The following is a 21,705-nucleotide window of genomic DNA, read 5'->3' as shown; positions in this document are numbered from 1 at the left end:
CAAGGTGCCCCGGGGGCCTCTAGTACAGATGGAGCACACCCCAACCTGACGTCAGCCAGGCGTATGAGCTACGTCAGGTTGAAGTCCGAAACCCGTTTTCCTGACGTGCTAATCCAACCTCCATAGATCCCAACCTGACACGCAGCCAAGGTGTGTCCCAGCCGGGAACCAGTTAGTTCGGTGCCCAACTACCAGGGCGCCTGTCAGGGCTCGCAAGCTTCACAGAAGCCTTGCAAAGTTCAGCCTACAGGACGTTATCCATTATAGTGAACAGATGACTTCCCGTACGACCGTAGCCATCGCCGTCCCGCTCGAAGCAGAGCTTGTGGACCAGATCCGCGCCGTTGATCCCTCGATTACCGTCCTTTATGAGCCCGACCTCCTGCCCCCGGAACGCTATCCAGCCGACCACGCCGGCGATCCCGCCTTCAAACGCACCGACGAGCAGGAGGAGCGCTACTGGGCCATGCTCAACCGCGCCGAAGTGCTCTACGGCTTCCCCAACGAAAGCCCGGCCGGGCTTGCCCGCATCGCCCGCGACAGTCCCGGACTGCAATGGATCCATGCCATGGCGGCGGGAGCGGGCGGAGCGGTGAAGGCGTCCGGCCTCAGCCAGGACGTCCTGCAGAAATTCAGGATCACCACCTCCGCCGGAGTGCACGCCCTGCCCCTCGCGGAGTTCGCTGCGATGGGAATCCTGAACGGCTTCAAGCGGACTTCCGAACTTGCCCAGGACCAGGCGGCGAAGGCCTGGCCCACCCTTCGCGTCCCCACCCGGCTCGTCAACGGCTCCAACCTCGTGGTCAGCGGCCTGGGGGAAATCGGATTGGAAACGGCCCGGATCGCGCGCGCGCTGGGCATGAAGGTCAGCGGCACCAAACGGTCCGTAGAGCCCATCGACGGGATCGATCAGGTTGTGGACAACGCCGGCCTTCCTGCCCTCCTGGCCACGGCAGACGCCGTCGTCAACACCCTGCCCGGCACTGCCTACACGGAGAAGCTGTTCAACCGCCAACTGTTCGCCGCCATGAAGCCCGGCACGACGTTCGTTAACGTAGGCCGCGGCACCGTGGTGGACGAGGACGCCCTGCTGGAGGCACTGGACAACGGCCAGGTGGGCTACGCCTGCCTGGATGTTTTCGCCGTGGAGCCGCTGCCGCAGGACAGCCCGCTATGGAACCATCCCCGGGTCATGGTTTCGCCCCACACCTCGGCCCTCAGCGCAGCCGAGAACCGACTCATCACCGAGCGCTTCTGCAGCAACCTGCGCACCTTCCTCGACGGTGGAGATCTCCCCCACCTCGTGGACACGGTCCACTTCTACTAGGACGGGGCGGAGAACCGGTGCGCATCGCAAGACTAGATACAGCAGCTGGTCCGCAGTACGCCGTTGAGAGCGACAGCGGCTGGGACCACATCGTCGACCCGTTTGAGGAAAGCCTCCGCTACACCGGCGGTGCCACCACCCACAACGAGGCAATATTCCTCGCCCCGGTGAGGCCCGCCGTCGTCCTGGGCATTGGCCATAACCGCACTTTGAATGACCATCCCCTGCCCATCCAGGCGTGGCACAAGTCCGTCCACACCATCGCCGGGCCGGGCGATGCCATCACCGCGGTCCGTGGACAAGGCACGGTCAATGCCGAGGGTGAACTCGCCGTCGTGATGGGCAGGACCGCCGCCAACCTGACCGCGGAAAACGCCCTGGAGCACGTCTTCGGCTACACCTGCGTCAACGATGTCACCAACGTGGATCAGAACGCGGTGGACGAGCGGAACTTCCAGGGCAAGGCCGGCGTCAACTACACACCCCTGGGCCCTTGGATAGAAACCGGACTCCCGGATCCCGAAAGGGTGGCCATCGACGTCTACGTCAATGGGGCCGCGAAGGCCACTTCCGGGACCTTCAACCTCCCCTCCTCGGTGGTGGACTGCCTCGTCTATGTCACTTCATGGCTGACCTTGGAACCCGGCGACGTGGTGATGACCGGAGCGCCCGCCACAGTGGTTCCCGTCGAGCCCGGGGACCGTGTGGACATCACGGTGGAGGGCATCGGAACCCTGAGCAACCGCGTGGCCTGAGCCGGGCCGGCGTCAGCGGGCGTCGCAGGACGTTAAGATGGATAACGTTCAGAGGACTGAACAACAGCGAAGCCCGCCCCGGCAAACCCAAGGAGAATCATGGCCGATTCCCCCATTCCTGCGTCATCCGAAAAATCGGGAACCGCCTCTCCGGCGCCCGCAGTCACCCGCGCCGCGGCCGTCCTGGATGCCCTGGCCGCCTCGGCAACCGGGCGGCTGACGCTCAGCGATCTCTCGCGCGAAGTGGGAATTCCCAAGTCATCCACCTCCAATCTCCTGCTGGCCCTGGAGGAGGCGCGCCTGATCAGCAGGCAGGGCTCGGAGTTCACCCTTGGACGCAAGCTGGTGGAACTGGGTGCCGCCTACCTGGGCCGCATGGACGAAGTCCAGGAGTTTTACCGTTACTGCGAACAGGCCTCCGTCCTTTCCCGCGAGACGGTCCGGATCGCCATGCTGGACGGAACAAACGTCATTTACCTTGCCCGGTACGAGGGCCACCCGGCCGTCCGGCTCACCTCCAATATCGGCGACAAGATGCCCGTATCCCTCTGCGCAGTGGGGAAGGCGCTGATCGCCCGGCTGAACGTGCACGACATTGAGGAGATGTTCCCCGATGACGCAGAACTGCCCGTCCTCACACCAAAGTCCTTGCGGACAGGGGCGGAGCTGAAGGCGCAGCTGCGGGAAATCCGCGAGCAGGGCTTTGCCTTCGAGGACGAAGAATCCACCACCGGCGTGGTCTGCCTGGCCGTTGCCGTTCCCACGCGGGGCGCGCACGGTCCCAGCCTGGGCCTGTCCGTCACGGCCCTCAAAGCCACCTACACGCCGGAACAGGGCTCCCAGATAGTCAAGGAACTGCAGGAACTGGCCCACTCGCTGGGCAACCCGATGGGCTGAACGCCAAGCGGCGGCGGCCTTCTGCGACATATAACAGCCAGAGACTATTGCCAGTTGTTCAACTTGCTGTATCGTGTTCAGCATAGTGATCGACGCAATGGGCGTTGTCGCTATCCCACCAGGCCAACGGGGGCCTGGAGTGCGTTAGAGGGAGTTCTCGTGACAACTCGTACTAAATCACCGCAGGCCACCGCGGACGGCGCCGTCGTCGATCCGGACCAGCTGCGAAGGGCAACTCTTGCCAGCTCCGTGGGCTCCGCCCTGGAGTACTACGACTTCTACATCTACGGCCTTGCCTCGGCCCTGATCTTCGGCCCGCTCTTCTTCGCACCACTGGGTGAGAGCGGAGCCGTCATCGCCTCCTTCGCCACCTACGGCGTCGGCTTCGCCGCCCGGCCCTTCGGCGGCGTGGTGTTCGGCTACATTGGTGACCGCTTTGGCCGGAAGATGGTGCTGATCCTGACCATCGGCCTGATGGGCCTGTCCAGCTGCGCCATCGGCCTCCTGCCCACCTTTGAACAGGCCGGAATGCTCGGTGCGGTACTCCTGGTGGCCCTGCGTATCCTGCAGGGCCTTGGCGCCGGCGCCGAGCAGGCAGGCGCCACGACCCTTATTTCGGAGGTGGCTCCGCGCCGCCGTCGTGGTTTCTTCGCCTCCCTGCCGTTCGTCGGCATCCAGCTGGGCACCCTCCTGGGCGCCGGGACATTTGCCCTGATGGCGCTGGCGGACAAGGCAGTCCTGCAGGCCTGGCTGTGGCGCGTACCGTTCCTGGCAAGCGTCGTCCTGATTGCGATTGCCGTCTTTATCAGGCTTCGGCTCAAAGAGACGCCGGTCTTCCAGGAACTCGAGAAGCACAAGGCCGTGGCCAAAAACCCTGTGGGCCAGATCTGGAAGCATTCCAAGAAAAACGTGCTGATAGGTATCGGCCTGCGGATGGGGGAAAACGGCAACTCGTCCATCTATTCCGCGCTCCTGGTGTCCTTCATCAGCATGCCTGCAGGTGTCTTCGCCGGCGACAAGTTCATCGGCCCCACAGGCCTGTTGATTGCCGCGGGCTTCGCCGCGGTAATGGTTGTTGCCTTCGGCGCCCTGTCCGACCGTTTCGGCCGGGTTCCCGTCTACCGCTACGGTGCACTCTTCCAGGCCGTTATCGCCTTGCCGGCCTTTTACCTGGTCACACTGGGCAATGTCACCCTGGTGTGGGTGGTCATGGTGATGGGCATCGCCCTCGGCGTGCAGGCCATGCTGGGCCCGCAGTGCGCCCTGCTGCCGGAACTCTTCGGCTCCCAGCACCGCTTCACCGGCGTGGCCCTCAGCCGCGAACTGTCCGCCGTACTTGCCGGCGGCTTCGCCCCGATGATCGGCGTGGCACTGCTGGCAGTGACCAACCACTCCTGGCTGGTCCCGGCGGTCTACTCGCTGGTCCTGGCGGCAATCTCGTTCGCCACCACGTTCTTCACCCCGGAAACGAATGGCCGCGACCTGGTGCTCGTAGAGGACGCCAGGTAACAACCGGCGCCGTCCCGCCCACGCCCCCGGATCCCGCACTCATGCGTGCGGGATCCGCGGGGTGGGGCCGCTGCTATATTCTGTTGCTTTCACGTCCAGGCCGGGGGTAGCCGGGACACAGCACGTCGAATGGCCCTTCAGTGACTTCCAGCAGCAGCTTTCCAGGACTTGGATCCGTCGATATCCCGAATGATGTCTTTCTCGACTGTCCCACCGGACTGGTCGAGTACTACTTCGCGGACGGCATCTTCCGCTGGTCGGACGGGTTGTACCGGATCTACGGGTATGAGCGCGGCGAGGTTGTCCCCTCCATGGACATGGCCATGGCCCACATCGAGCCGGCAGACCGGCCCAGGGTCCAGGCGTATTGGGACCACGTCTCAGCCGCTGGCGGCCCATCATCGATCTACGTTTCCATCCGGGACCGCAAGGACCGTCAACACAAACTGCTCTACTCGGCGGACTACATCCTGGACGGGGACACCCCTGTTGGCGTCTGGGGCGTGGTGGTGGACCTCACCACATCGATTCATACCGACCGGCACCAACTGGCTACCGAGGCGGTCGCCGCCTCAGCCCGCAGCCGGGCAGTCATTGAGCAGGCCAAAGGCATCCTCATGGGGCGCACCGGTGTCACCGCCGACGAGGCCTACGACCTCCTGAGCCAGTTAAGCCAGGATACGAACCGCAAGGTACACGCGATCGCCCAGGAAATCGTGGAACGGGCAACCGGGCGGGCCGGAAATCTGACAAACCAGCCACACCCTTTGCTGTAACCGCCGCCCCCACGCGCGGGCCGCCGTCGAACCCTACAACGCCAGGCGTGGCCCGTCCGCTCCAACCGGGGCGGAACCCCCAACAGGCCTGGAAGCCACAACGGGCATGGAACCGGTCAAGGCCTCAACAACCGCCATCTGGCCGGTGGTGTCGGGGACACCGGGATACTGAACCTGCGCCGGCTCGACGGCAGCAGCTGGGTTTTCGGAACGCATGCGGACCAGCGCAACGGCAGAGATCAGGAACCACGCCACATTGGTAACCACGGACGGCCATGCCCCGTGCAGCGTCCCGTTGATGATGAAGGCAACGGATCCGAACAGGTTGGCCGTCTGGAAACCCTTGCCTGCCTTCAGCCAGCCCATGGAAACCGCAAGGTAAGCACTGAGAATCGCAACAGCGCCTGCCCAGCCGGCAATTTCCCACAGCAGTTCCATGGTGTCCTTCCAAAGTGGTGCCTGCGCAGTATCCGGGCAGGGCTGAAGATGGTGATTCAGGGTTTGGTTTCGCCAGCTCTGCGTTGCCTCGAGCCCTGTTCGGGCGAGGACCTCATGCGCTGGCAGCGGCACAATCATACCCCGCTGCCGAGGGCCACTTTGACGCCGAATCCCCCACCGCCCGAAGGGTGGACAAGACCCCTCCCGCGTAGCACGATCAGAGCTGTGACCACCAGTCCCGCTTCCGATCCCTACCTCCGCGAGCTCACCCAGTTGAGGCGCGTCAAGGACCGCATGGACCGGGAGTACGCCCAGCCGCTCGACGTCGAATCCCTCGCCAGGGACGTCCATATGTCCGCGGGCCATTTCAGCCGGCGGTTCAAACTCGCCTACGGCGAATCCCCCTACAGCTACCTCATGACCCGCCGCATCGAACGGGCCATGGCGTTGCTCCGGATGGGTGACCTCAGCGTCACCGACGTGTGTTTCGCCGTCGGCTGTTCCTCGCTGGGAACCTTCAGCACCCGCTTCAGCGAACTGGTGGGGATGCCGCCCAGCATCTACAAACAGGAGGCGCAAAGCGCGACGGCGGGCATCCCCGCCTGCGTGGCGAAGCAGGTCACCAGACCGGTCAGGAATCGAGAAGCGTCCGCCCCCGAGCCGTTACTAGCATGACTGCCATGGACATCAACATTTCCTCAACCTTCCTTCCCGCTACCGATCCGGACGCCTCGCTGGCGTTCTACCGCGACGCCCTGGGCTTCGAAATCCGCAACGACGTGGGCAAGGGCACCATGCGCTGGATCACCGTTGGCCCCGCAGGCCAAAAGGACGTCTCCATCGTCCTGCACCCGCCGGCCGTAGACCCCGGCATCACCGACGACGAGCGCCGCACCATCACGGAGATGATGGCCAAAGGCACCTACGCCACCATCGTCCTGTCCTCCCCGGACGTGGATGCCGCGTTCGCCAAAGTGGAGGCGACCGGGGCGGACGTCGTCCAGGAGCCCATCGACCAGCCGTACGGCATCCGCGACTGCGCATTCCGCGACCCCGCCGGAAACACGGTCCGGATCAACCAGCAGGCCTAGGCATATAACCAGTCACGTATATAACGGACGACGCCGACGGGAGGCTGCCAGCGCAGCCTCCCTCCGCGCCGCTCCAGGAGAAGGGGGACATTTTGAGCACGGACATCACCACCGATGAGGGCATGGCCACGAAAGCCGGGACCCATATCGCCGACACCCACGACCTGATCCGCGTCCAGGGGGCGCGGGAGAACAACCTCAAGGACATCAGCCTTGAGCTGCCCAAGCGGCGGCTCACGGCATTCACCGGTGTGTCCGGCTCAGGCAAAAGCTCCCTGGTTTTCGCCACCATCGCCGCCGAATCGCAGCGCATGATCAACGAGACCTATAGCGCGTTCGTACAGGGCTTCATGCCCAGCCTGGCCCGCCCCGACGTGGACCGGCTGGAGGGACTGACCACCGCCATCATTGTTGACCAGGAACGGATGGGCGCCAACCCGCGCTCCACCGTGGGCACCGCCACCGACGCCAACGCCATGCTGCGCATCCTGTTCAGCCGTTTGGGCAAGCCCTACGTCGGCCCGCCCACCGCGTTCTCCTTCAACGTTCCCACCCGCAAGGCCAGCGGCATCATGAGCACCGAAAAGGGCGGCCGGGTGGAAAAGAACGTGGTCCGCCAGGTCACCTACCTGGGCGGCATGTGCCCCCGCTGTGAGGGCATGGGCAACATCAGCGACATTGACCGGACCGCCCTCTACGACGAGTCGAAGTCCCTCGCCGAAGGCGCGCTCACCGTCCCCGGCTACTCCATGGACGGCTGGTACGGGCGCCTGTTCGAAGGCATGGGCCTGCCCATGGACAAGCCCATCGCCACGTTCACCAAGAAGCAGCTGGAGACGATGCTTTACGCCGAGCCCACCAAGATCAAGGTGGAGGGCGTCAACCTCACGTTCGAGGGCATCATCCCCAAAATCCAAAAGTCCATGCTCTCCAAGGACGTGGAGGCCATGCAGCCGCACGTGAAGAGGTTCGTGGAACGCGCGGTCACGTTCGCCACCTGCCCCGACTGCGGGGGGACGCGGCTCACGCCGGAGGTGCTCAACGCACGGATCAACGGCAAGAACATCGCGGACCTCTGCACCATGCAGATCAGCGACCTGGCGCAGTGGATCCGCGACCTGGACGAGCCCTCCGTCCGTCCCCTGCTCATCGGGCTGCGGGACCTCCTCGATTCCTTTGCCGAAATCGGCCTGGGCTACCTCTCCTTGGACCGCCCGGCCGGCACCCTCTCCGGCGGCGAGGCGCAGCGGACCAAGATGATCCGCCACCTGGGTTCCTCCCTCACCGATGTCACCTACGTCTTCGACGAGCCCAGCATCGGCCTGCACCCGCACGACATCGAGCGGATGAACACCCTCCTGCTGCAGCTTCGGGACAAAGGCAACACCGTCCTGGTGGTGGAGCACAAGCCGGAGATGATCGCCATCGCCGACCACGTCGTCGACCTCGGCCCCAAGGCCGGCACCGGCGGCGGCGAGATTGTCTACGAGGGCGACGTCGACGGGCTGCGTTCCAGCGGCACCATCACCGGGCGCCACCTGGACGACCGCGCCCGGCTGAAGGATTCGTTCCGCGAACGCAGCGGGGCACTCGAAGTCCGCGGGGCCTCGACGAACAACCTGCGCAGCGTGGACGTGGATGTCCCGCTGGGAGTGCTGTGCGTGGTGACGGGCGTGGCCGGGTCCGGGAAGAGCTCGCTGATCCACGGCTCACTGGCCAGGCGCGAGGGCGTGATCGTGATCGACCAGGGCGCCATCAAGGGATCCCGGCGCAGCAACCCGGCCACCTACACCGGGCTGCTGGAGCCCGTCCGCAAGGCGTTCGCCAAGGCCAACGGCGTGAAGCCGGCGCTGTTCAGCTCCAACTCCGAGGGTGCCTGCCCCACCTGTAACGGCGCCGGCGTGATCTTCACCGAGCTGGGCGTCATGGCCACGGTCGAGTCCACCTGCGAGGACTGCGAGGGGCGCCGCTTCCAGCCCGCCGTCCTCGAATACACGCTGGGCGGGCAGAACATTGCCGACGTGCTGGACATGTCCGTGGACGCGGCCCTTGCCTATTTTGCCGGGGGCGAGGCCAAGACCCCGGCCGCCCACAAAGTCCTCGAACGCCTGGCGGACGTCGGCCTGGGCTACATCACCCTCGGCCAGCCGCTGACCACCCTGTCCGGCGGCGAGCGCCAGCGGCTCAAGCTGGCCACGCAGATGGCGGAGACCGGTGACACCTACATCCTGGACGAGCCAACGGTGGGCCTGCACCTGGCCGACGTCGAACAGCTCCTGGGCCTGCTGGACCGGCTGGTGGATTCCGGCAAGTCGGTTATCGTCATCGAGCACCACCAGGCCGTGATGGCGCATGCTGACTGGATCATCGACATCGGTCCGGGCGCAGGGCACGACGGCGGCAGGATCGTCTTCGAGGGCACGCCGGCCGAGCTGGTGGCCGGGCGGGCGACGCTCACCGGGCAGCACCTGGCCACGTACGTGGGTGGCTGAACGCTGGCCTACGCTGGGCCTATGCCCGAAACCTACCGGTATGACGTCGAGATCCTGCACCTGCTGGTCTCGCCCGCGCACGCCTATTTCGGACGTGCCCGGGACGGCGCGGCGGACGTTCCCACCACTGATGCGCAGACGGCGGAGGTGGTGGCCGGCAAGGGCATCGTGGGCGACAGGTTCTTCGGGAAGGCCGCCCACATGGACGCGGCGGTGACCCTGTTCGCCGTCGAATCCCTTGAGGCCATCGCCGCGGAGCTTGGCGCCGGGCCGTTCAATCCCCTGTTGACCCGGCGGAACGTGGTGCTCCGCGGGGCGCAGCTGGCTCCCCTGCTGGGGCAGGACTTTGCGCTGGAGTCCGGCGGCTCGGCTGTTTCGTTCCATGGCGGCCGGCACGCCCAACCGTGTGCGTGGATGAACCAGATGCTCGCCCCCGACGCGCACCCTGCCATGCGGGGCCGGGGAGGCATCCGCTGCCGGGCCCTGACCAGCGGGCTCCTGCACCGGGGCCCGGCCGTGCTGGTCAGCCCGGTGCCGCTGGACCCGGCCCAGGCGGGCCGGGCGAGCCTGCTGCGGCCGTCGCGGCTTCCCTAGGAGGGCGTCCGACGGCTCCCCTTCCTCACGTCACGTGATGGCGGTGGCGTTGGCCGGGGAGCCCGTGCCCCCGGTGATGTTCAGCGGCTTGATGGTGATGAAGGCGTCCCATCTGCCGGTGCTGCGCATATGCCGGGCGAGCGGTCCCAGCTTCCATAGTTCCCCGAGTGGCAGGCCGAGTTTGGCCAGGAGCTGCTGGTGCATCATGCCGTTGTCGTTGGCGGCCGAATGCCGGTAGGGGCTGTCCGGGACCGCGGGCAGGCACTCGAGGGCGAAGTTGTCGGCGGCGAGGACGGCAAAGCGGTTATCCCACGCCCAGGCGGCAAACTCCCGGGACTGCGCCATGCCTGAGGCCTTCCGGCTTTGGCGGATGCGCTGCTTGTCCTCCGCGGACAGACCCAGAAACCATTCGCACCAGCCTGTATGGAGCATGAGGATATCCCCGGGCTGGGTGCTGAGGGACCGGGCCTTCAAGGCGGACTCCACCAGGTCCAGGGTGAGTGGTTCCCCGCCCGCGTGGTCGATGGGCTCCCCTGCTTCGTCCCGGTGACCCTCGAGGTCCACCAGCACGCCCCTGCCGGTAATCGGGTTTTCCGCCCATTCCTGGATGCCGAGGTCCGGGGTGCCCTCGGTGATCCGGTCATCCGGGGTGCCGTTGTAGAAACCGACATCATCGGCTCGGCGGTGCCTGAGCCCGTCAATCTGGGTTGACCCCTGAAGGTAGTACCCGTCCAGGTAGTCGTCCCGGTGCGCCGGGTGCGAGGAGTAGATGGTGTGCCGCGGGGCGCCGCGCTTGAGGGACATCCCGGGATCGAAGGCGTCAGCCGGGTAGTCCAGGCCGAACACCGTTCCGGTGCGGATGCACTGCCGGGCATCCAGCACACCTTGGGGTGTAATGAACGACGGCGTCCCGCGGCTCTGGTGCGGAAAGAGGCCCCAGGAGGTGCCGGCCAGGCGGCCCTCCCTTTGCAGCAGACCTTCAAAATCCGGATATATTCCTTCAGCGGCATTCACCGTGCACCGGCCTTCTGGTGCTGCTCCTGGGGCTGGCGGCGCTTGTAGCTGAGCAGGAACCCGGCAACGGCGCAGACGGATGCAGCAATGCAGATGGGTGTCTTGATGGCGTCATTGAGCAGGGTGAGCCACTGGGCCTGCCCCGCAACCAGGCCAATGGCCTGGCCGAGGACGAACAGGATGCCCCCGCCCAGGAGTGCGGCGAGCGTCAGGACGAAGAGGACTTCGATGGCCCTTCGGATGGTGTTCATGGAATGTTTCCTAGATTGGCAGGATGCCGAGGATGATCAGGACGCCGATGCCCAGCAGCGGCAGGGCGTAATGGGTCAGCAGGCGGGCAAAGGTCTTGAGCGGGTCCACGTCAGCGATGCCGCAGGCCACGTACAGCGGGGCGCCGCCGGGCGGGACCGCCGCTTCGCAGGACGAGAACACCAGCACGGCCACGGCCGCGGTGGTGGCCGGAACCCCGGCGGCCACCAGGGTGGCCACTCCCACCGTCCCCACGGCGGCCATGGTGGCGGTGGCGGACAGCGGGGCCGCCACCGCGATGACGATCAGGCCGATGAGGATGGCCAGCAGCCACAGCGGCAGGTTCATCCCGTTCAGGAGCGAGGTCATCTGCTTGGGCAGGCCGGTGGCAGCCAGGGCGTTGGCGCCGGCGAAGGCGAACACCACGGTGACGCCCACGATTCCAAAGCGCGGAGCGGATTCCCGGAGCAGCGCCCACCAGCCGCGCCCGTCGCGGGGCAGCGTTTTCCTGCCCAGCAGGAGACCGGTGATGATGAGGACCACCGGAATCCAGACGATGACGCTGACCGACTTGGTAACGTCCCCGCCCGTCCACTCCGACAGGCTCTTGGCGATGGCGCCGGTGGTGATGACCAGCGGGACGGCCACCACGACGAACAGCAGCAGGGTGGCCCAGCCGCGGCCGAACGCCGAGCGGACGGACAGGCGGTGCGCGGCGTCCAGCGGGGTCATCCCGCTCTTGCGGACCAGCAGCCAAGTGACCACCAGCCGGTGCAGGAAGCACCACAGTCCGCCGAACAGCAGGGGCAGGACCAGTGCGTTGATGTCCAGCAGCGGTCCCACGGTGGCGGAACCGACCAGGACGAACATCGAGGCGCTGAACGGGAATGTGATGCCCATGCCGGCGTTCCCCGCCACCAGCGTGGCTGCTGACGGTTTGTCCAGCCTGGACTTCTCCATCCAGGGAATGGTCACCGAGCCCACCGTGGCGGCGATGGCCGCCTGGTTGTGGACCACGCCGCCGAGGCCTGCGGAGGCCACCGTGGAGACCCAGGCCGGCCCGCCCTTGACCCCGCCGATCAGGGAGTTCAGCAGGTCGATCAGCCGGTCCAGCACGCCGGCCTTGTCCAGCAGGTAGCCCATGAAGACGAACGCCATGGTGGCGTACACGATCTCGTCGGTGATGGCAGAGTACAGGGCGTCCCAGCCGATTGCCGCTGCTGCGGCACCGGTGAAGGGAAGGACGGCCAGGAAGCCAAGGATCATGGCTTCGCCCACGCTCCGCTTGAAGGCCGTGGTCCAGAGCAGGATGACGGCAAGGTAGGCGCCGAGTGCCCAAATGCCGATCATGATGCTGCTCCTGACGGCAAGATGCCGGTTGTTATGGTCACGTGTATTACCCGTTCCTGATTGTGCCTGACTGCGCGGTCAGCGCAAGGCCGGCTCCGAGGTCTGCGCCATACGGGCCAGCGCGGCGGCGGAGGCGTTGGTCATCTCGGCGGGGACACCCAGGTCCGAGAGGTAGCTTGCGGTGTCCTGCATCTCCTTGGAGCGGCGCACGGCGTGCTTGGCGGTGCCCGTCAGGAACCGGTCGATCACGGCCTGCCCGTCGCCGGCCAGCTGACCGGCGATCTGGGCGCGGATCCACTCCTCGAGGCCGGCCGCCCGGCCGGCCGTCACGGCTTCCACCACCACAGATGCCAGGCCCTTCATCAGGACGCTGCGCAGCAGTTTGTGCGCCATCGCCGCCCCCGGGCCGCCGTCGGTGATTTCAACATCAACTCCCAGCGGCCGCAGCAGGTCGGCCACGGCCTGGGCGCCGGGGCCACTCACCATCAGGGGTGTCTTCTCGCCCAACGCCGCGACCGGTCCCAGGATGGCGACATCGGCAAAGGCGGCCTTGCCGGGAAGCTGCCCCAGTTCCTGCATGGTAGCCGGTGAGGACGACGTGAAGTCGGCGTAGACGCTGCCGCTGGCAAGGACCGGAAGGCACTCCTGTGCCACGCTGCGGGCCGCGGCAGCGCCGGTCATCACCAGGACGATGCCTGCACCGGTGCATGCTTCGGCGGCTGTTGCTGCCCGGGTTACTCCCTGCGGCGTACTGGGGGCCACCGGATCGAAGCCGGTAACCGTGTGGCCGGCGGCGGTCAGGGCCGCGGCGTAGGTGGCTCCGGCTTCGCCGAGGCCGATGACGGTGCACGCTGTCATGGTTTGCTCTGTTCTTTCTTGGCTTTGGTGAAGGTTCAGTTGCGGGCGGCGACGATGGCCTGGCGGCGGCTGGTTTCGTCCGCGAAGACCGCTTCGGCGGCGTCGGCGACGGCGGCAGCCTGTTCCCGGGGGATGACCACCACGCCGTCCGAGTCGCCGACGATGACGTCGCCGGGCAGGACGGGGACGCCGCCGAACGCGAGGGCGGTTCCCAGCCGGAAGGGACCGTCCTTGTAGGGGCCGGCCGGCGAAGTAGCCCTCGCAAAGACGGGCATGCCAATCTCTGCCAGCGCCCCGGCGTCGCGGGCTGCTCCGTCCAGCGCGAATCCCGCGACACCAAGGTTGATGGCGCGCTCCCCGATCAGTTCGCCCAGCAGGGCGCGGGATTCATCGCCGCCCCCTGCCACCACAATGACGTCTCCGGGACGGGCCAGCTGCAGGGCGGCGTGGATGCCCTTGTTGTCTCCGGGGCGGGTCCACACCGTAAACGCCGGGCCGGCGAGCTTTGCGCCCGGCCAGACCGCCTGGATGGCGGAGTCCGCCACCCCAAGCCGGTCCATGGCGTCGCCGATATTGGCCGCGGGAAGCTTGCCGAGCCTTTCCACGATGTCGCTGCTGGGACGTGCGAAGTCAGCGCCAATGGCGTCAATGGCAGGAGTTGTCATGATGGATCTTTCCGTTCCGGGCAGTGGGGGTCAGTCTTTTTCTGGACCAGCGGGAGGACTTCCTTGAAGTCCTCTTCCTGGCCGGCCCAGAACGTCTTGTAGTCGGCGCCGTTGAGGTAGCTGGTCTGCAGGCCCAGGTCCTTCATCTTCTGCACCACGGTGGGGTCCTCGATGGCCTTCTGGATGGCGGCCTCGAGCTTCTTGGCCACATCCGCGGGCAGGCCGGCCGGGGCCGAGTAGCCGCGGGCGGTTCCCGCCGTCAGGTCATAGCCGGATTCCTTGAAGGTGGGGATCTCCGGCAGGGAGGGTGCGCGTTCCGCGGACATGACGCCCAGCACCCGCGCTTTGCCCTGCTTGGTGAGGTCGTTCACGTCGCTGACGTTCGCCACCAGCACGTCCACGTGCTTTCCGAGGAACGCGGTGGTTGCCTGCGACGCGCCTTCGGAGAAGTGGACCGGGGCGAACTCGGAACCCGTGGCCTGCTGGATCTGGGCCAGGGCAAAGTGCTCGCCGGTCTGAAGCCCGGTGGTGCTGGCGGTCATGGACTTGGGCTTGGCCTTGACCGCTTCCAGGAGGTCCTTCAGCGTCTGGTACGGGCTGTCCGGCTGGACGGCGATGACTGTGGGATCGATGACCTGGCGGCCCAGGGGCTGGAAGCTGTCCCGGGTGTACTTGGCGCCGCGGGACGGGTCCAGGGGCGAGACGACCACGGAAGGCGAGCCGGTGGCGCCGATGGTGTAGCCGTCCGGCTTGGCGCTGGTGAGCTGGGTGTAGCCGATCTGGCCGCCGGCGCCGGGCTTGTTGATGACCTCGACGTTGGTTCCGAGTTCCTTCTCGAGAACGGGCTGGATGAGCCGCGCGGCTGTGTCCACGGCACCGCCGGAACCGAACGCGACCACGAGGTCGATGGACTTGCCCTTTTTCGGGAAGTCGCTGGCGGCATTGTTGTTGGTGGCGCCGGTATTGGCGCCGCAGCCGGTGAGGCCGATCAGGGAGGCCGCGGCAAGGGCGGCGGTGAGGCGGAGGCGGGTTTTCATAGGTCTTCTCCTTTGAAGGGGTGCGGGGTTCAGGGGTGCGGGGTTCAGGTGCGCGGGTGGGGTTTAGGTTTCGGGGTCTTCGGTAAGAGCCTTGGGCTTGCGGAGCTTGAGCAGCGGGCTGATGACAATCAGCAGGCCGATGCCGATCAGGACCGCGGAAATGGGACGGCTGGTAAAGATGCCGAAGTCGCCCTGGGAGATCTCCAGCGACTCACGGAGGGACCGCTCCATCAGGGGACCAAGGACCAGGGTCAGCACCATGGGCGCCAGCGGGATGTCCAGGTGGCGGAGGGCGAGGCCCAGGAGCCCGAAGCCGATCATCACGAAGACATCGAAGACGCTGAAGTTGATGGTGTAGGCGCCGATGACCATGAAGAGCAGGATCAGGGCCGTCAGGATTGTTGACGGGACACGGAGGATGGAGGTCCAGAGCCCCACGAGCGGGACGTTGAGCAGGAGCAGGATCAGGTTGCCGATGAAGAGGCTGGCGATGATGGCCCAGGCGATCTCGGAGTTCTCGGTGAAGAGGGTGGGTCCCGGTGTGAGGCCCTGCTGCAGGAAGGCGCCCATCAGCACGGCGATGGTGGGCGAGGCCGGGATGCCGAGCGTGAACAGCGGAATCAGGGCCGCGTTGGCGTGGGCATTGTTGGCCGTTTCGGGTCCGGCCACGCCTTCGATGGCACCCCTGCCCAGTTCGTGGCGGTGGCGGGAGAACTTCTTTTCCGCCCCGTAGGACAGCAGCGAGGACACAGACCCGGTCATGCCGGGGATGAGCCCCAGGCCGAAGCCGATGCCGGTGCCGCGGGCCATCGCCGGGGCGCTGCGCCGCCACTCCGTGGCGGTGGGCAGCAGCGAGCGCAGGTTGGGGGCGTGCACCGCCGCGGGCTGGTCGCCCTTGCGGTAGGACAGGAGTTCCGAGAGACCGAAGACTCCGACGATGACGGCCACGAAGCTGACGCCGTCCAGGAGCCGGTCCATGCCGAAGGTGAAGCGTGGAGCACCGGCCACGGGGTCGATGCCCACCATGGAGATCAGCAGGCCCAGGGCGCCGGAGATGACGGCCTTGACCATGGATTTCCCGGCCAGGGCCACCAGGAGCGAGATGCCCACCACCATCAGGGCGAAGAATTCCGGCGGGCCGACCAGCAGGCCCAGTTCTCCCAGCGGCTTGGCTGCCGCCACCAGGCCGAGGGTGGCGATGGTTCCGCCAACGAAGGATCCGACGGCGGCGATGGTCAGCGCGGCGCCGGCCTTGCCCATCTTGGTCATGGCGTAGCCGTCGATGGTGGTGATGGCTGATGCTGCTTCGCCGGGGGTGTTGAGCAGCACGCTGGTGATGGTTCCCCCGTAGGCGGTGCCGTAGAAGATGGCACACAGCATGATGATCGCCCCGGTGGCGTCCATGTTCAGCGTGAGCGGGATCAGCAGGGCGACGCCTGCCACGGGCCCGATGCCGGGCAGCACGCCGATGATGGTGCCCAGGAGGCAGCCGAGGAAGGCGAACAGCAGGTTCTGCCAGGTCATCGCGGCCGCGAAGCCGTTGACCAGTTCGTTGAGGGTATCCACGTCTAGAGTCCGATCGCGTTAAGGAAGGGAAGGGCGGACACCGGCAGCGCGACGTTCAGGCCGTAGTTGAAGGCATAGAACGCTCCGAAGCTTCCGGCCACCGCGATGATCAGCGAGGACTTCCAGGTCCTGCGCCCGCGAAGTTTCAGGTGGTACAGCAGGAACAGGAACATGCTCAGCTGGAAGCCAAGCAGGTCCATGACGGCCGCAAGGATTACCAGGCTGGCAACGACGGCGATCACCAGGCCCCGGTCAACGCCGGCTGCGGTTTCGCTGGGGTTGCGGAGTTCCTGGAACAGCCAGAGGACGGCCATGGCGGCGAGGACTGCGCCCATGGCGAAGGGGAACAGGCCCGGGCCCGGGCCCAGGGAGGTCCAGAGTCCCAGGCCGATCGAGCTGGCCAGGACATAGACGCCGACGGCGGCGAACGCACCGATTCCTACCAGCACGCTGCGGGCCACCCGTACAGGACTGCCGGGTTTCGTCGTGACTGACTCCGTTGTCATGGATTTCCTTTTCACTGCGCGTCATTGCGTTTCACAGAATGAAACTATATTGCGTACTGAGAAATAGTGACAGCAGACACATCGGCTGTCAAGCGCAAGAAACTTACATAGAATGAAATGATGGCGATGACTTCCACTTCAGGCAGCCCGACGGAGGACAGCCCCAAGTCCTCGAACATGCGCTCCCTTTCCCGGGCCTTGGAGGTCTTCGCGGAACTGCAGCGGGCGGAACGCCCGCAGCGGCTCAGCGATCTTGCGCGGAACTGCGGCATGAGCCTGCCCACCACACTGAGGATCCTTCGGGTCCTGCAGGATTTCGGGATGGTGAGCCAGACGGACAAGTCCTACCGGATCGGCCCTGCCGTCCTCCCGGCTGCCAGGAGCTACCTGGAGAACGACCCCCTGGTGGTCTCTTCCCGGCCCGTCCTCCAGCAGCTGGCGACGCAGACCGGCCTCACCGCCTCCCTCTACACGCGCCTGGGTTATGAACGGATCCTGGTGGCCCGGGTGGATGGAGAGGCCCCGCTTCGCTATGACCTCCCGCTGGGCAAGCGGCTGCCCCTGACATCCGGTGCGGCCGGAAAGATCCTGCTGGCAACGGCCTCCGTGGAGGAACTGCAGGAGGCCGTGGAGGCCGCCATCGGAGCGGGCCATGAAGGCAAGGCCTTCACGCTCGGGGAGCTGCAGTCGCGGCTGCCTGCGGCGGATGCCGACTACGCCTATTCAGCCGACGAGCGCGCTTCAGGAGTGTTGTCGGTGGCTGTAGCCCTGCCCAGGAGGTCAGGACAGCCAACGGAATCAATTTCGCTGACCAGCCCCGTGGAGGCCGCCTCCGAGGATACGCTGAAGGTGGGCGTTCCGGAGCTGAAGCGGGCGGCAGCCAGGTTGGCGGAATTGCTTGAGGGCTCCGTCTACTGACGGCACCCGGGGAAACGGCCGGCAGGGAAAGCACACGACGGCGTCACGCACGGCGCGCTTTCGGCCCACCTGAGGTGGCCGTGGCCCCGGAAACGCGGGGTCCCGCCGTCGTCCATTCCTCCAAAGCATGCCGGCGTGACGCGAGGGCATCCGCAGTCAGTCGAGCTGCACGCCCCGGAGCAGCAGGAGCGTCCCGCCCACCACCACCGCCGAGGCAAGGAAGACTCCACCCGCCCCCAGCCCGGCCGCCACGCCGCCGATGGCGCTCGGAAGGACCACCTGCCCCACCCGGTTGCCGGCGAGCCTCAGCGCCAGCGCCCTGCCCCGCTGCCCGGCCGGCGCCTGGGCCGACAGCCAGGACATGGTCAGCGGCTGGCCGATGCCGAGCCCCAGCCCGAGCAATGCCATGACGGCAAACAGCAGCCACAGGGGCATGGGGATTGCCAGCGCAGCCAGCGCAAACGTGGACAGGGCCAGGCTCACCACCAGCAACCTCATGCGGCCGATCCGCCGGGACACCCGGCCCAGCATGAGACGGGAAACCATGGAGAACACGGCGCGAACCGTCAGCATGGCACCCACTGTTGCCACAGTGAGTCCGCGGTCGGCGCCGAGCGCGGGCAGGTAAACCACGGTCAGGTCCACCACGGCGAGGACGGTGGCGCTGGTGGCCAGCGCCCGGGCCACGCCGGGAGCCCTCAGCAGTGAGACGCCACTGGCGCTGCTGCCAGCGGACGCTCCTTCTTCCTGCCGCCGCTGACGTGCGCCGATACGGCGAACGTGGCAGCGAACAGCACCAGGCTCATGACCACCGAGAGCAGGAAGATCGCCTGGGTGTCGGGCCGTACCGAGGCGCCGCCCACCAGCGCAATCGCCAGCGGTCCGAGGGCCTGCCCCAGGGAGGCGGCGAACGTCAGGTAGCCGAACGCGGAGTCCATCCGGGACGAGGCAGCATTATTGGCCACCACGGCCTGCTGCCCCACCACGCAGGCCAGTTGACCGGCACCAAGCAGCGCGGTTCCCGCCACCAGCGCCACGATCGACGAGCCCCACAGCAGCAGGAAGGCAGAGCAGGAAAGGACGACGGCGGCCCCGATCGCCATGAGCCGCCGCTCACCCAGGCGGTCCACCAGGGTGCCCGTGGGGACGGCAAGCAGCAGCGGAAACACCGCATAACTGGCAGCCAGCAGGCCCAGGGCGAAGTCCGGAACGTCCAGCTCCAATGCGCGGTAGGTGGCCGCCGGCCGGACCAGGAAGGTGACGGCCTGGATCAGCGCCGAGTGGACCAGGAGGGCAGTGGCCGAGCGGCGGCCCAGCTCGCCGATCATGAGCCGGGGACGCTGGTGCCGGACATGGCCTGGACGGCGGCGTCGCGGGCGCCCATGACATGGTCGAACGCCACCTTGGCTGCCTTCTCCGGGTCGCCGCCGGCCAGGGCAGCCACCAGGGTGCGGTGCTGGGCCAGGGCCTGGTCGCGCCGTTCCTGGGTGCTGTTGGTGAAGTGCCGGTACCGTTCCATGTGGCTTGAAATCTGGTTGTGGAAGCGGCGGGCCCAGGAGTTCCCGGCAATGCCCGCGATCTTTGCGTGCAGTGCCATGCCATGCTGCATCGCGTCATCGGCAAACGCCACCATGGCCGCGTTGCGTTCAAGAATGCCTTCGAGGGCCTCGATGTCAGCCGGCGTTGCCTTCATGCAGGCATTGCGCGCCATGAGGGACTCCATGGCTGCGCGGACCTCGTAGAGTTCCGAAATGGCTGCCTCGTCCAGCGCGGGCACCAGCACGCCTCCGGTGGGCTGCTGTTCCAGCAGGCTCTCCGAAATGAGCCGCCGGATGGCCTCCCGGAGCGGCGTGCGGCTCACCTGCAGGGCCGAGGCCATTGCCGGCTCGTAGATGCGCTCCCCCGGCTTGAGCTCAAGGCTCAGGATCCGCCGTTTCAGCTCGGCGTAGACAACGTGTGCCCCGGTGTTCCGGGCAGGTGATTCGGCCATGGTGTACCTCCCCGGCCATCATACTTGTATACATCTATACAAGTAGCCCCAAGTCCCGAAAACACAAGGGGGGCAGCATCCGCTGCCCCCTCCCCTGTCCCGGTGGCGCGCCCCTGGCCGGATGCACTGCGGCTGGACTACTTGCCGGCGGTACCGGCAGGTGCCACCTTCTGCACCTCGAGGTCCTCGAGTGACTTGCCCTTGGTGTCCGGGGACATCAGGGTGGCCACTGCGGAGATGAGGCAGATGCCCAGCGTGGCCAGTCCGATGGTGAACGGAACGTTGGTGGAGCCCGGAGGGGCAATCGCCGTGAAGATGCTGGGGAAGAACGATGCAATCATGAGCCCGATGTTCTGCGAAACGGCGAACCCGGTCACGCGGATCCGCATGGGGAACTGCTCCTGGAAGAACGTGGCGAAGGTGGCATTCCACATCTGGAAGAAGATGCCCTGCACGATCACAACGCAGACGAAGACCAGCGGCAGGCTCCCCTGTTCAATGGCCCACAGGTATCCGCCCACCAGGAGGCCGCCCGCCACCCCGCCGGCAGCCATGAGCGTCCGCCGGCCAATCCTGTCGGACAGCGCGCCGAACAGCGGTATGGTCATGACGGCGGCAATGTTGGCCACGAGTGTCACCCACAGGAACTCACTGCTGGAGAAGCCGTTGCCGTAGCCCTTTTGGGTGGCAAAGGAGACGCCGAAGATCAGGGTGGCCATGCCGATCACGTTGGTGAAGGTCATCGCGATGCAGCGGACCAGGACGCCCGGCCGCGTTCGCAGGAGTTCGACGAGCGGGAAGCGCTTGGTTTCGGGCTTGCCGGACTGTGCTGCGTAGGCGGGCGGTTCCTGGACCCGGCGGCGGATGAAGTAGCCGGCCAGGATCACGACGGCGCTGAGCAGGAAGGGGATGCGCCAGCCCCAGGTGCCGAACTGGTCGGCGGGGAGGACTGCCGCGAGCGGGAGCAGGACGGCGGTGGCCAGGATCGAGCCCACCTGGGTGCCCTGGAGGCTGAAGCTGGCAAAGAATCCGCGCCGGGCATCGGGAGAGTGTTCAACGATCATCGCGCTGGCGCCGCCGAGCTCGCCGGCCACCGCAAAGCCCTGGATCAGGCGAAGGAGCACCAGGAGGGCGGGCGCCAGGAGGCCCACCTGCCCATAGGTGGGCAGGAGCCCGACGGCGAAGGTGGCAAAGCCCATGAGCAGCATCGCGAAGACGAGCACCTTCTTGCGGCCGTGCCGGTCACCGTACGCCCCCAGGACAACCGCGCCTACCGGACGGGAGACATAGCCCACGGCATACGTTGCCAGGGAGGCGATAATTCCGACTGTGGGGTTTTCCGAGGGAAAGAAGATGGTGGGGAAGATCAGGGTCGCGGCCAGCGAGTACAGCGCGAAGTCGTAGTACTCCAGGGCGCTTCCGATCCAGCCGCTCATCGCCGCTTTCCTGGGGTCCCGCGAACCGGTGCCGGCACCCTGGCTGGGGAGGGCCACGCGGGTTGGGGTGGTGCTCATGTGCTTATGTCCTTCGTCTTCATTGGCAAGGAACCGGAACCGCTGGAATTCAGCCGATGTTCGTGGTGGTGTCTGCGCCGCCGCAGTCCGTCATGGACTGGAGCGGCAGCTCTTTGAATCGATTCATCCAATATAGGAGGTGATGCCGGTTACGTCAAT

General features: G+C 66.4%; 21 protein-coding genes and 1 pseudogene. 10 read left to right on the top strand and 12 right to left on the bottom strand.

Annotated elements, in window-relative coordinates:
- Positions 1 to 274: 274 nt before the first annotated feature.
- The 5 genes from OUO20_RS17860 (at position 275) to OUO20_RS17840 (ending at position 5,264) form a co-directional block, all read left to right on the top strand.
- Complete coding sequence (locus OUO20_RS17860; protein ID WP_268002271.1) at positions 275 to 1,327, top strand: D-2-hydroxyacid dehydrogenase; 1,053 nt, start codon at positions 275 to 277, stop codon at positions 1,325 to 1,327.
- Between the two features lie 17 nt (positions 1,328 to 1,344).
- Positions 1,345 to 2,082, top strand: a complete 738-nt coding sequence (locus tag OUO20_RS17855) for a fumarylacetoacetate hydrolase family protein (RefSeq protein WP_268002270.1) — start codon at positions 1,345 to 1,347, stop codon at positions 2,080 to 2,082.
- A 99-nt stretch (positions 2,083 to 2,181) separates the two neighbouring features.
- Positions 2,182 to 2,979, top strand: a complete 798-nt coding sequence (locus OUO20_RS17850) for an IclR family transcriptional regulator (protein WP_018770351.1) — start codon at positions 2,182 to 2,184, stop codon at positions 2,977 to 2,979.
- A gap of 159 nt (positions 2,980 to 3,138) precedes the next feature.
- On the top strand, positions 3,139 to 4,488 hold the full coding sequence (locus OUO20_RS17845; protein WP_144601409.1) for an MFS transporter: 1,350 nt from the start codon (positions 3,139 to 3,141) through the stop codon (positions 4,486 to 4,488).
- A 140-nt stretch (positions 4,489 to 4,628) separates the two neighbouring features.
- On the top strand, positions 4,629 to 5,264 hold the full coding sequence (locus tag OUO20_RS17840; RefSeq protein WP_134164814.1) for a PAS and ANTAR domain-containing protein: 636 nt from the start codon (positions 4,629 to 4,631) through the stop codon (positions 5,262 to 5,264).
- Positions 5,265 to 5,297: 33 nt separating this feature from the next.
- On the opposite strand, the gene OUO20_RS17835 is transcribed toward OUO20_RS17840, so the two are convergent.
- On the bottom strand, positions 5,298 to 5,702 hold the full coding sequence (locus tag OUO20_RS17835) for a CBU_0592 family membrane protein (protein WP_018770354.1): 405 nt from the start codon (positions 5,700 to 5,702) through the stop codon (positions 5,298 to 5,300).
- A 225-nt stretch (positions 5,703 to 5,927) separates the two neighbouring features.
- Between OUO20_RS17835 and OUO20_RS17830 the strand changes: the two genes are divergently transcribed.
- The 4 genes from OUO20_RS17830 (at position 5,928) to OUO20_RS17815 (ending at position 9,879) form a co-directional block, all read left to right on the top strand.
- Entirely contained in the window at positions 5,928 to 6,377 is a 450-nt protein-coding gene (locus OUO20_RS17830; protein WP_018770355.1) for a helix-turn-helix transcriptional regulator, read from the top strand.
- Positions 6,374 to 6,793 carry a VOC family protein gene (locus OUO20_RS17825; protein ID WP_018770356.1) on the top strand — a complete coding sequence of 140 codons (420 nt, stop codon included), beginning with the start codon at positions 6,374 to 6,376 and terminating at the stop codon, positions 6,791 to 6,793. Before OUO20_RS17830 ends, OUO20_RS17825 begins: the two co-directional genes overlap by 4 nt.
- Before the next feature lie 92 nt (positions 6,794 to 6,885).
- Entirely contained in the window at positions 6,886 to 9,285 is a 2,400-nt protein-coding gene (locus OUO20_RS17820; RefSeq protein WP_442781096.1) for an ATP-binding cassette domain-containing protein, read from the top strand.
- A 21-nt stretch (positions 9,286 to 9,306) separates the two neighbouring features.
- A complete protein-coding gene (locus tag OUO20_RS17815; protein ID WP_268002269.1) occupies positions 9,307 to 9,879 on the top strand; it encodes an MOSC domain-containing protein in 573 nt (190 codons plus the stop codon).
- 30 nt (positions 9,880 to 9,909) lie between these two features.
- Here OUO20_RS17815 and OUO20_RS17810 read toward each other — a convergent pair whose 3' ends face one another.
- From OUO20_RS17810 to OUO20_RS17775, 8 genes are all read right to left on the bottom strand, one after another.
- Positions 9,910 to 10,893 (bottom strand): cyclase family protein, encoded by a 984-nt coding sequence (locus OUO20_RS17810; RefSeq protein WP_268002268.1) that lies wholly within the window; start codon positions 10,891 to 10,893, stop codon positions 9,910 to 9,912.
- A complete protein-coding gene (locus OUO20_RS17805; RefSeq protein ID WP_224084184.1) occupies positions 10,890 to 11,144 on the bottom strand; it encodes a hypothetical protein in 255 nt (84 codons plus the stop codon). The genes OUO20_RS17810 and OUO20_RS17805 overlap by 4 nt, the downstream gene beginning before the upstream one ends.
- Before the next feature lie 10 nt (positions 11,145 to 11,154).
- Positions 11,155 to 12,492, bottom strand: a complete 1,338-nt coding sequence (locus OUO20_RS17800; protein ID WP_223993224.1) for a TRAP transporter large permease subunit — start codon at positions 12,490 to 12,492, stop codon at positions 11,155 to 11,157.
- A gap of 78 nt (positions 12,493 to 12,570) precedes the next feature.
- Positions 12,571 to 13,350 carry an NAD(P)-dependent oxidoreductase gene (locus tag OUO20_RS17795; RefSeq protein WP_268002267.1) on the bottom strand — a complete coding sequence of 260 codons (780 nt, stop codon included), beginning with the start codon at positions 13,348 to 13,350 and terminating at the stop codon, positions 12,571 to 12,573.
- A 35-nt stretch (positions 13,351 to 13,385) separates the two neighbouring features.
- Complete coding sequence (locus OUO20_RS17790; RefSeq protein WP_018770363.1) at positions 13,386 to 14,015, bottom strand: methyltransferase; 630 nt, start codon at positions 14,013 to 14,015, stop codon at positions 13,386 to 13,388.
- Positions 14,012 to 15,052 (bottom strand): tripartite tricarboxylate transporter substrate binding protein, encoded by a 1,041-nt coding sequence (locus OUO20_RS17785; protein WP_268002265.1) that lies wholly within the window; start codon positions 15,050 to 15,052, stop codon positions 14,012 to 14,014. Before OUO20_RS17785 ends, OUO20_RS17790 begins: the two co-directional genes overlap by 4 nt.
- Before the next feature lie 63 nt (positions 15,053 to 15,115).
- A complete protein-coding gene (locus OUO20_RS17780) occupies positions 15,116 to 16,618 on the bottom strand; it encodes a tripartite tricarboxylate transporter permease (protein WP_018770365.1) in 1,503 nt (500 codons plus the stop codon).
- A gap of 2 nt (positions 16,619 to 16,620) precedes the next feature.
- Positions 16,621 to 17,124 carry a tripartite tricarboxylate transporter TctB family protein gene (locus OUO20_RS17775; RefSeq protein WP_018770366.1) on the bottom strand — a complete coding sequence of 168 codons (504 nt, stop codon included), beginning with the start codon at positions 17,122 to 17,124 and terminating at the stop codon, positions 16,621 to 16,623.
- 120 nt (positions 17,125 to 17,244) lie between these two features.
- Here OUO20_RS17775 and OUO20_RS17770 point away from each other — a divergent pair, with 120 nt between their 5' ends.
- The gene (locus tag OUO20_RS17770) at positions 17,245 to 18,042 is read left to right on the top strand and encodes an IclR family transcriptional regulator (RefSeq protein WP_043425125.1); all 798 of its coding nucleotides are present in this window, start codon (positions 17,245 to 17,247) and stop codon (positions 18,040 to 18,042) included.
- A 156-nt stretch (positions 18,043 to 18,198) separates the two neighbouring features.
- Here the strand turns inward: OUO20_RS17770 and OUO20_RS21580 are convergent.
- From OUO20_RS21580 to OUO20_RS17750, 3 genes and pseudogenes are all read right to left on the bottom strand, one after another.
- Positions 18,199 to 19,370, bottom strand: a pseudogene (locus OUO20_RS21580) (MFS transporter).
- Positions 19,367 to 20,032, bottom strand: a complete 666-nt coding sequence (locus OUO20_RS17755; protein WP_268002262.1) for a GntR family transcriptional regulator — start codon at positions 20,030 to 20,032, stop codon at positions 19,367 to 19,369. The pseudogene OUO20_RS21580 and the gene OUO20_RS17755 overlap by 4 nt, the downstream one beginning before the upstream one ends.
- A 137-nt stretch (positions 20,033 to 20,169) precedes the next feature.
- Positions 20,170 to 21,546 carry an MFS transporter gene (locus OUO20_RS17750; RefSeq protein ID WP_056389566.1) on the bottom strand — a complete coding sequence of 459 codons (1,377 nt, stop codon included), beginning with the start codon at positions 21,544 to 21,546 and terminating at the stop codon, positions 20,170 to 20,172.
- Positions 21,547 to 21,705 lie beyond the last annotated feature (159 nt).

It is taken from the genome of Arthrobacter sp. FX8 (assembly GCF_026723805.1).
In the GTDB taxonomy this organism is placed as follows: domain Bacteria; phylum Actinomycetota; class Actinomycetes; order Actinomycetales; family Micrococcaceae; genus Arthrobacter.
This window is presented reverse-complemented; position numbering and strand designations above follow the sequence as displayed.

What these genes read in the sequence shown, in the direction of transcription:
- OUO20_RS17850 (WP_018770351.1), top strand. Translation starts at nt 2,182, where the DNA reads ATGGCCGATTCCCCCATTCCTGCGTCATCCGAAAAATCGGGAACCGCC.
- OUO20_RS17805 (WP_224084184.1), bottom strand. Translation starts at nt 11,144, where the DNA reads ATGAACACCATCCGAAGGGCCATCGAAGTCCTCTTCGTCCTGACGCTC.
- OUO20_RS17755 (WP_268002262.1), bottom strand. Translation starts at nt 20,032, where the DNA reads ATGGCCGAATCACCTGCCCGGAACACCGGGGCACACGTTGTCTACGCC.
- OUO20_RS17860 (WP_268002271.1), top strand. Translation starts at nt 275, where the DNA reads ATGACTTCCCGTACGACCGTAGCCATCGCCGTCCCGCTCGAAGCAGAG.
- OUO20_RS17835 (WP_018770354.1), bottom strand. Translation starts at nt 5,702, where the DNA reads ATGGAACTGCTGTGGGAAATTGCCGGCTGGGCAGGCGCTGTTGCGATT.
- OUO20_RS17790 (WP_018770363.1), bottom strand. Translation starts at nt 14,015, where the DNA reads ATGACAACTCCTGCCATTGACGCCATTGGCGCTGACTTCGCACGTCCC.
- OUO20_RS17775 (WP_018770366.1), bottom strand. Translation starts at nt 17,124, where the DNA reads ATGACAACGGAGTCAGTCACGACGAAACCCGGCAGTCCTGTACGGGTG.
- OUO20_RS17770 (WP_043425125.1), top strand. Translation starts at nt 17,245, where the DNA reads ATGGCGATGACTTCCACTTCAGGCAGCCCGACGGAGGACAGCCCCAAG.
- OUO20_RS17750 (WP_056389566.1), bottom strand. Translation starts at nt 21,546, where the DNA reads ATGAGCACCACCCCAACCCGCGTGGCCCTCCCCAGCCAGGGTGCCGGC.
- OUO20_RS17825 (WP_018770356.1), top strand. Translation starts at nt 6,374, where the DNA reads ATGACTGCCATGGACATCAACATTTCCTCAACCTTCCTTCCCGCTACC.
- OUO20_RS17795 (WP_268002267.1), bottom strand. Translation starts at nt 13,350, where the DNA reads ATGACAGCGTGCACCGTCATCGGCCTCGGCGAAGCCGGAGCCACCTAC.
- OUO20_RS17815 (WP_268002269.1), top strand. Translation starts at nt 9,307, where the DNA reads ATGCCCGAAACCTACCGGTATGACGTCGAGATCCTGCACCTGCTGGTC.
- OUO20_RS17785 (WP_268002265.1), bottom strand. Translation starts at nt 15,052, where the DNA reads ATGAAAACCCGCCTCCGCCTCACCGCCGCCCTTGCCGCGGCCTCCCTG.
- OUO20_RS17800 (WP_223993224.1), bottom strand. Translation starts at nt 12,492, where the DNA reads ATGATCGGCATTTGGGCACTCGGCGCCTACCTTGCCGTCATCCTGCTC.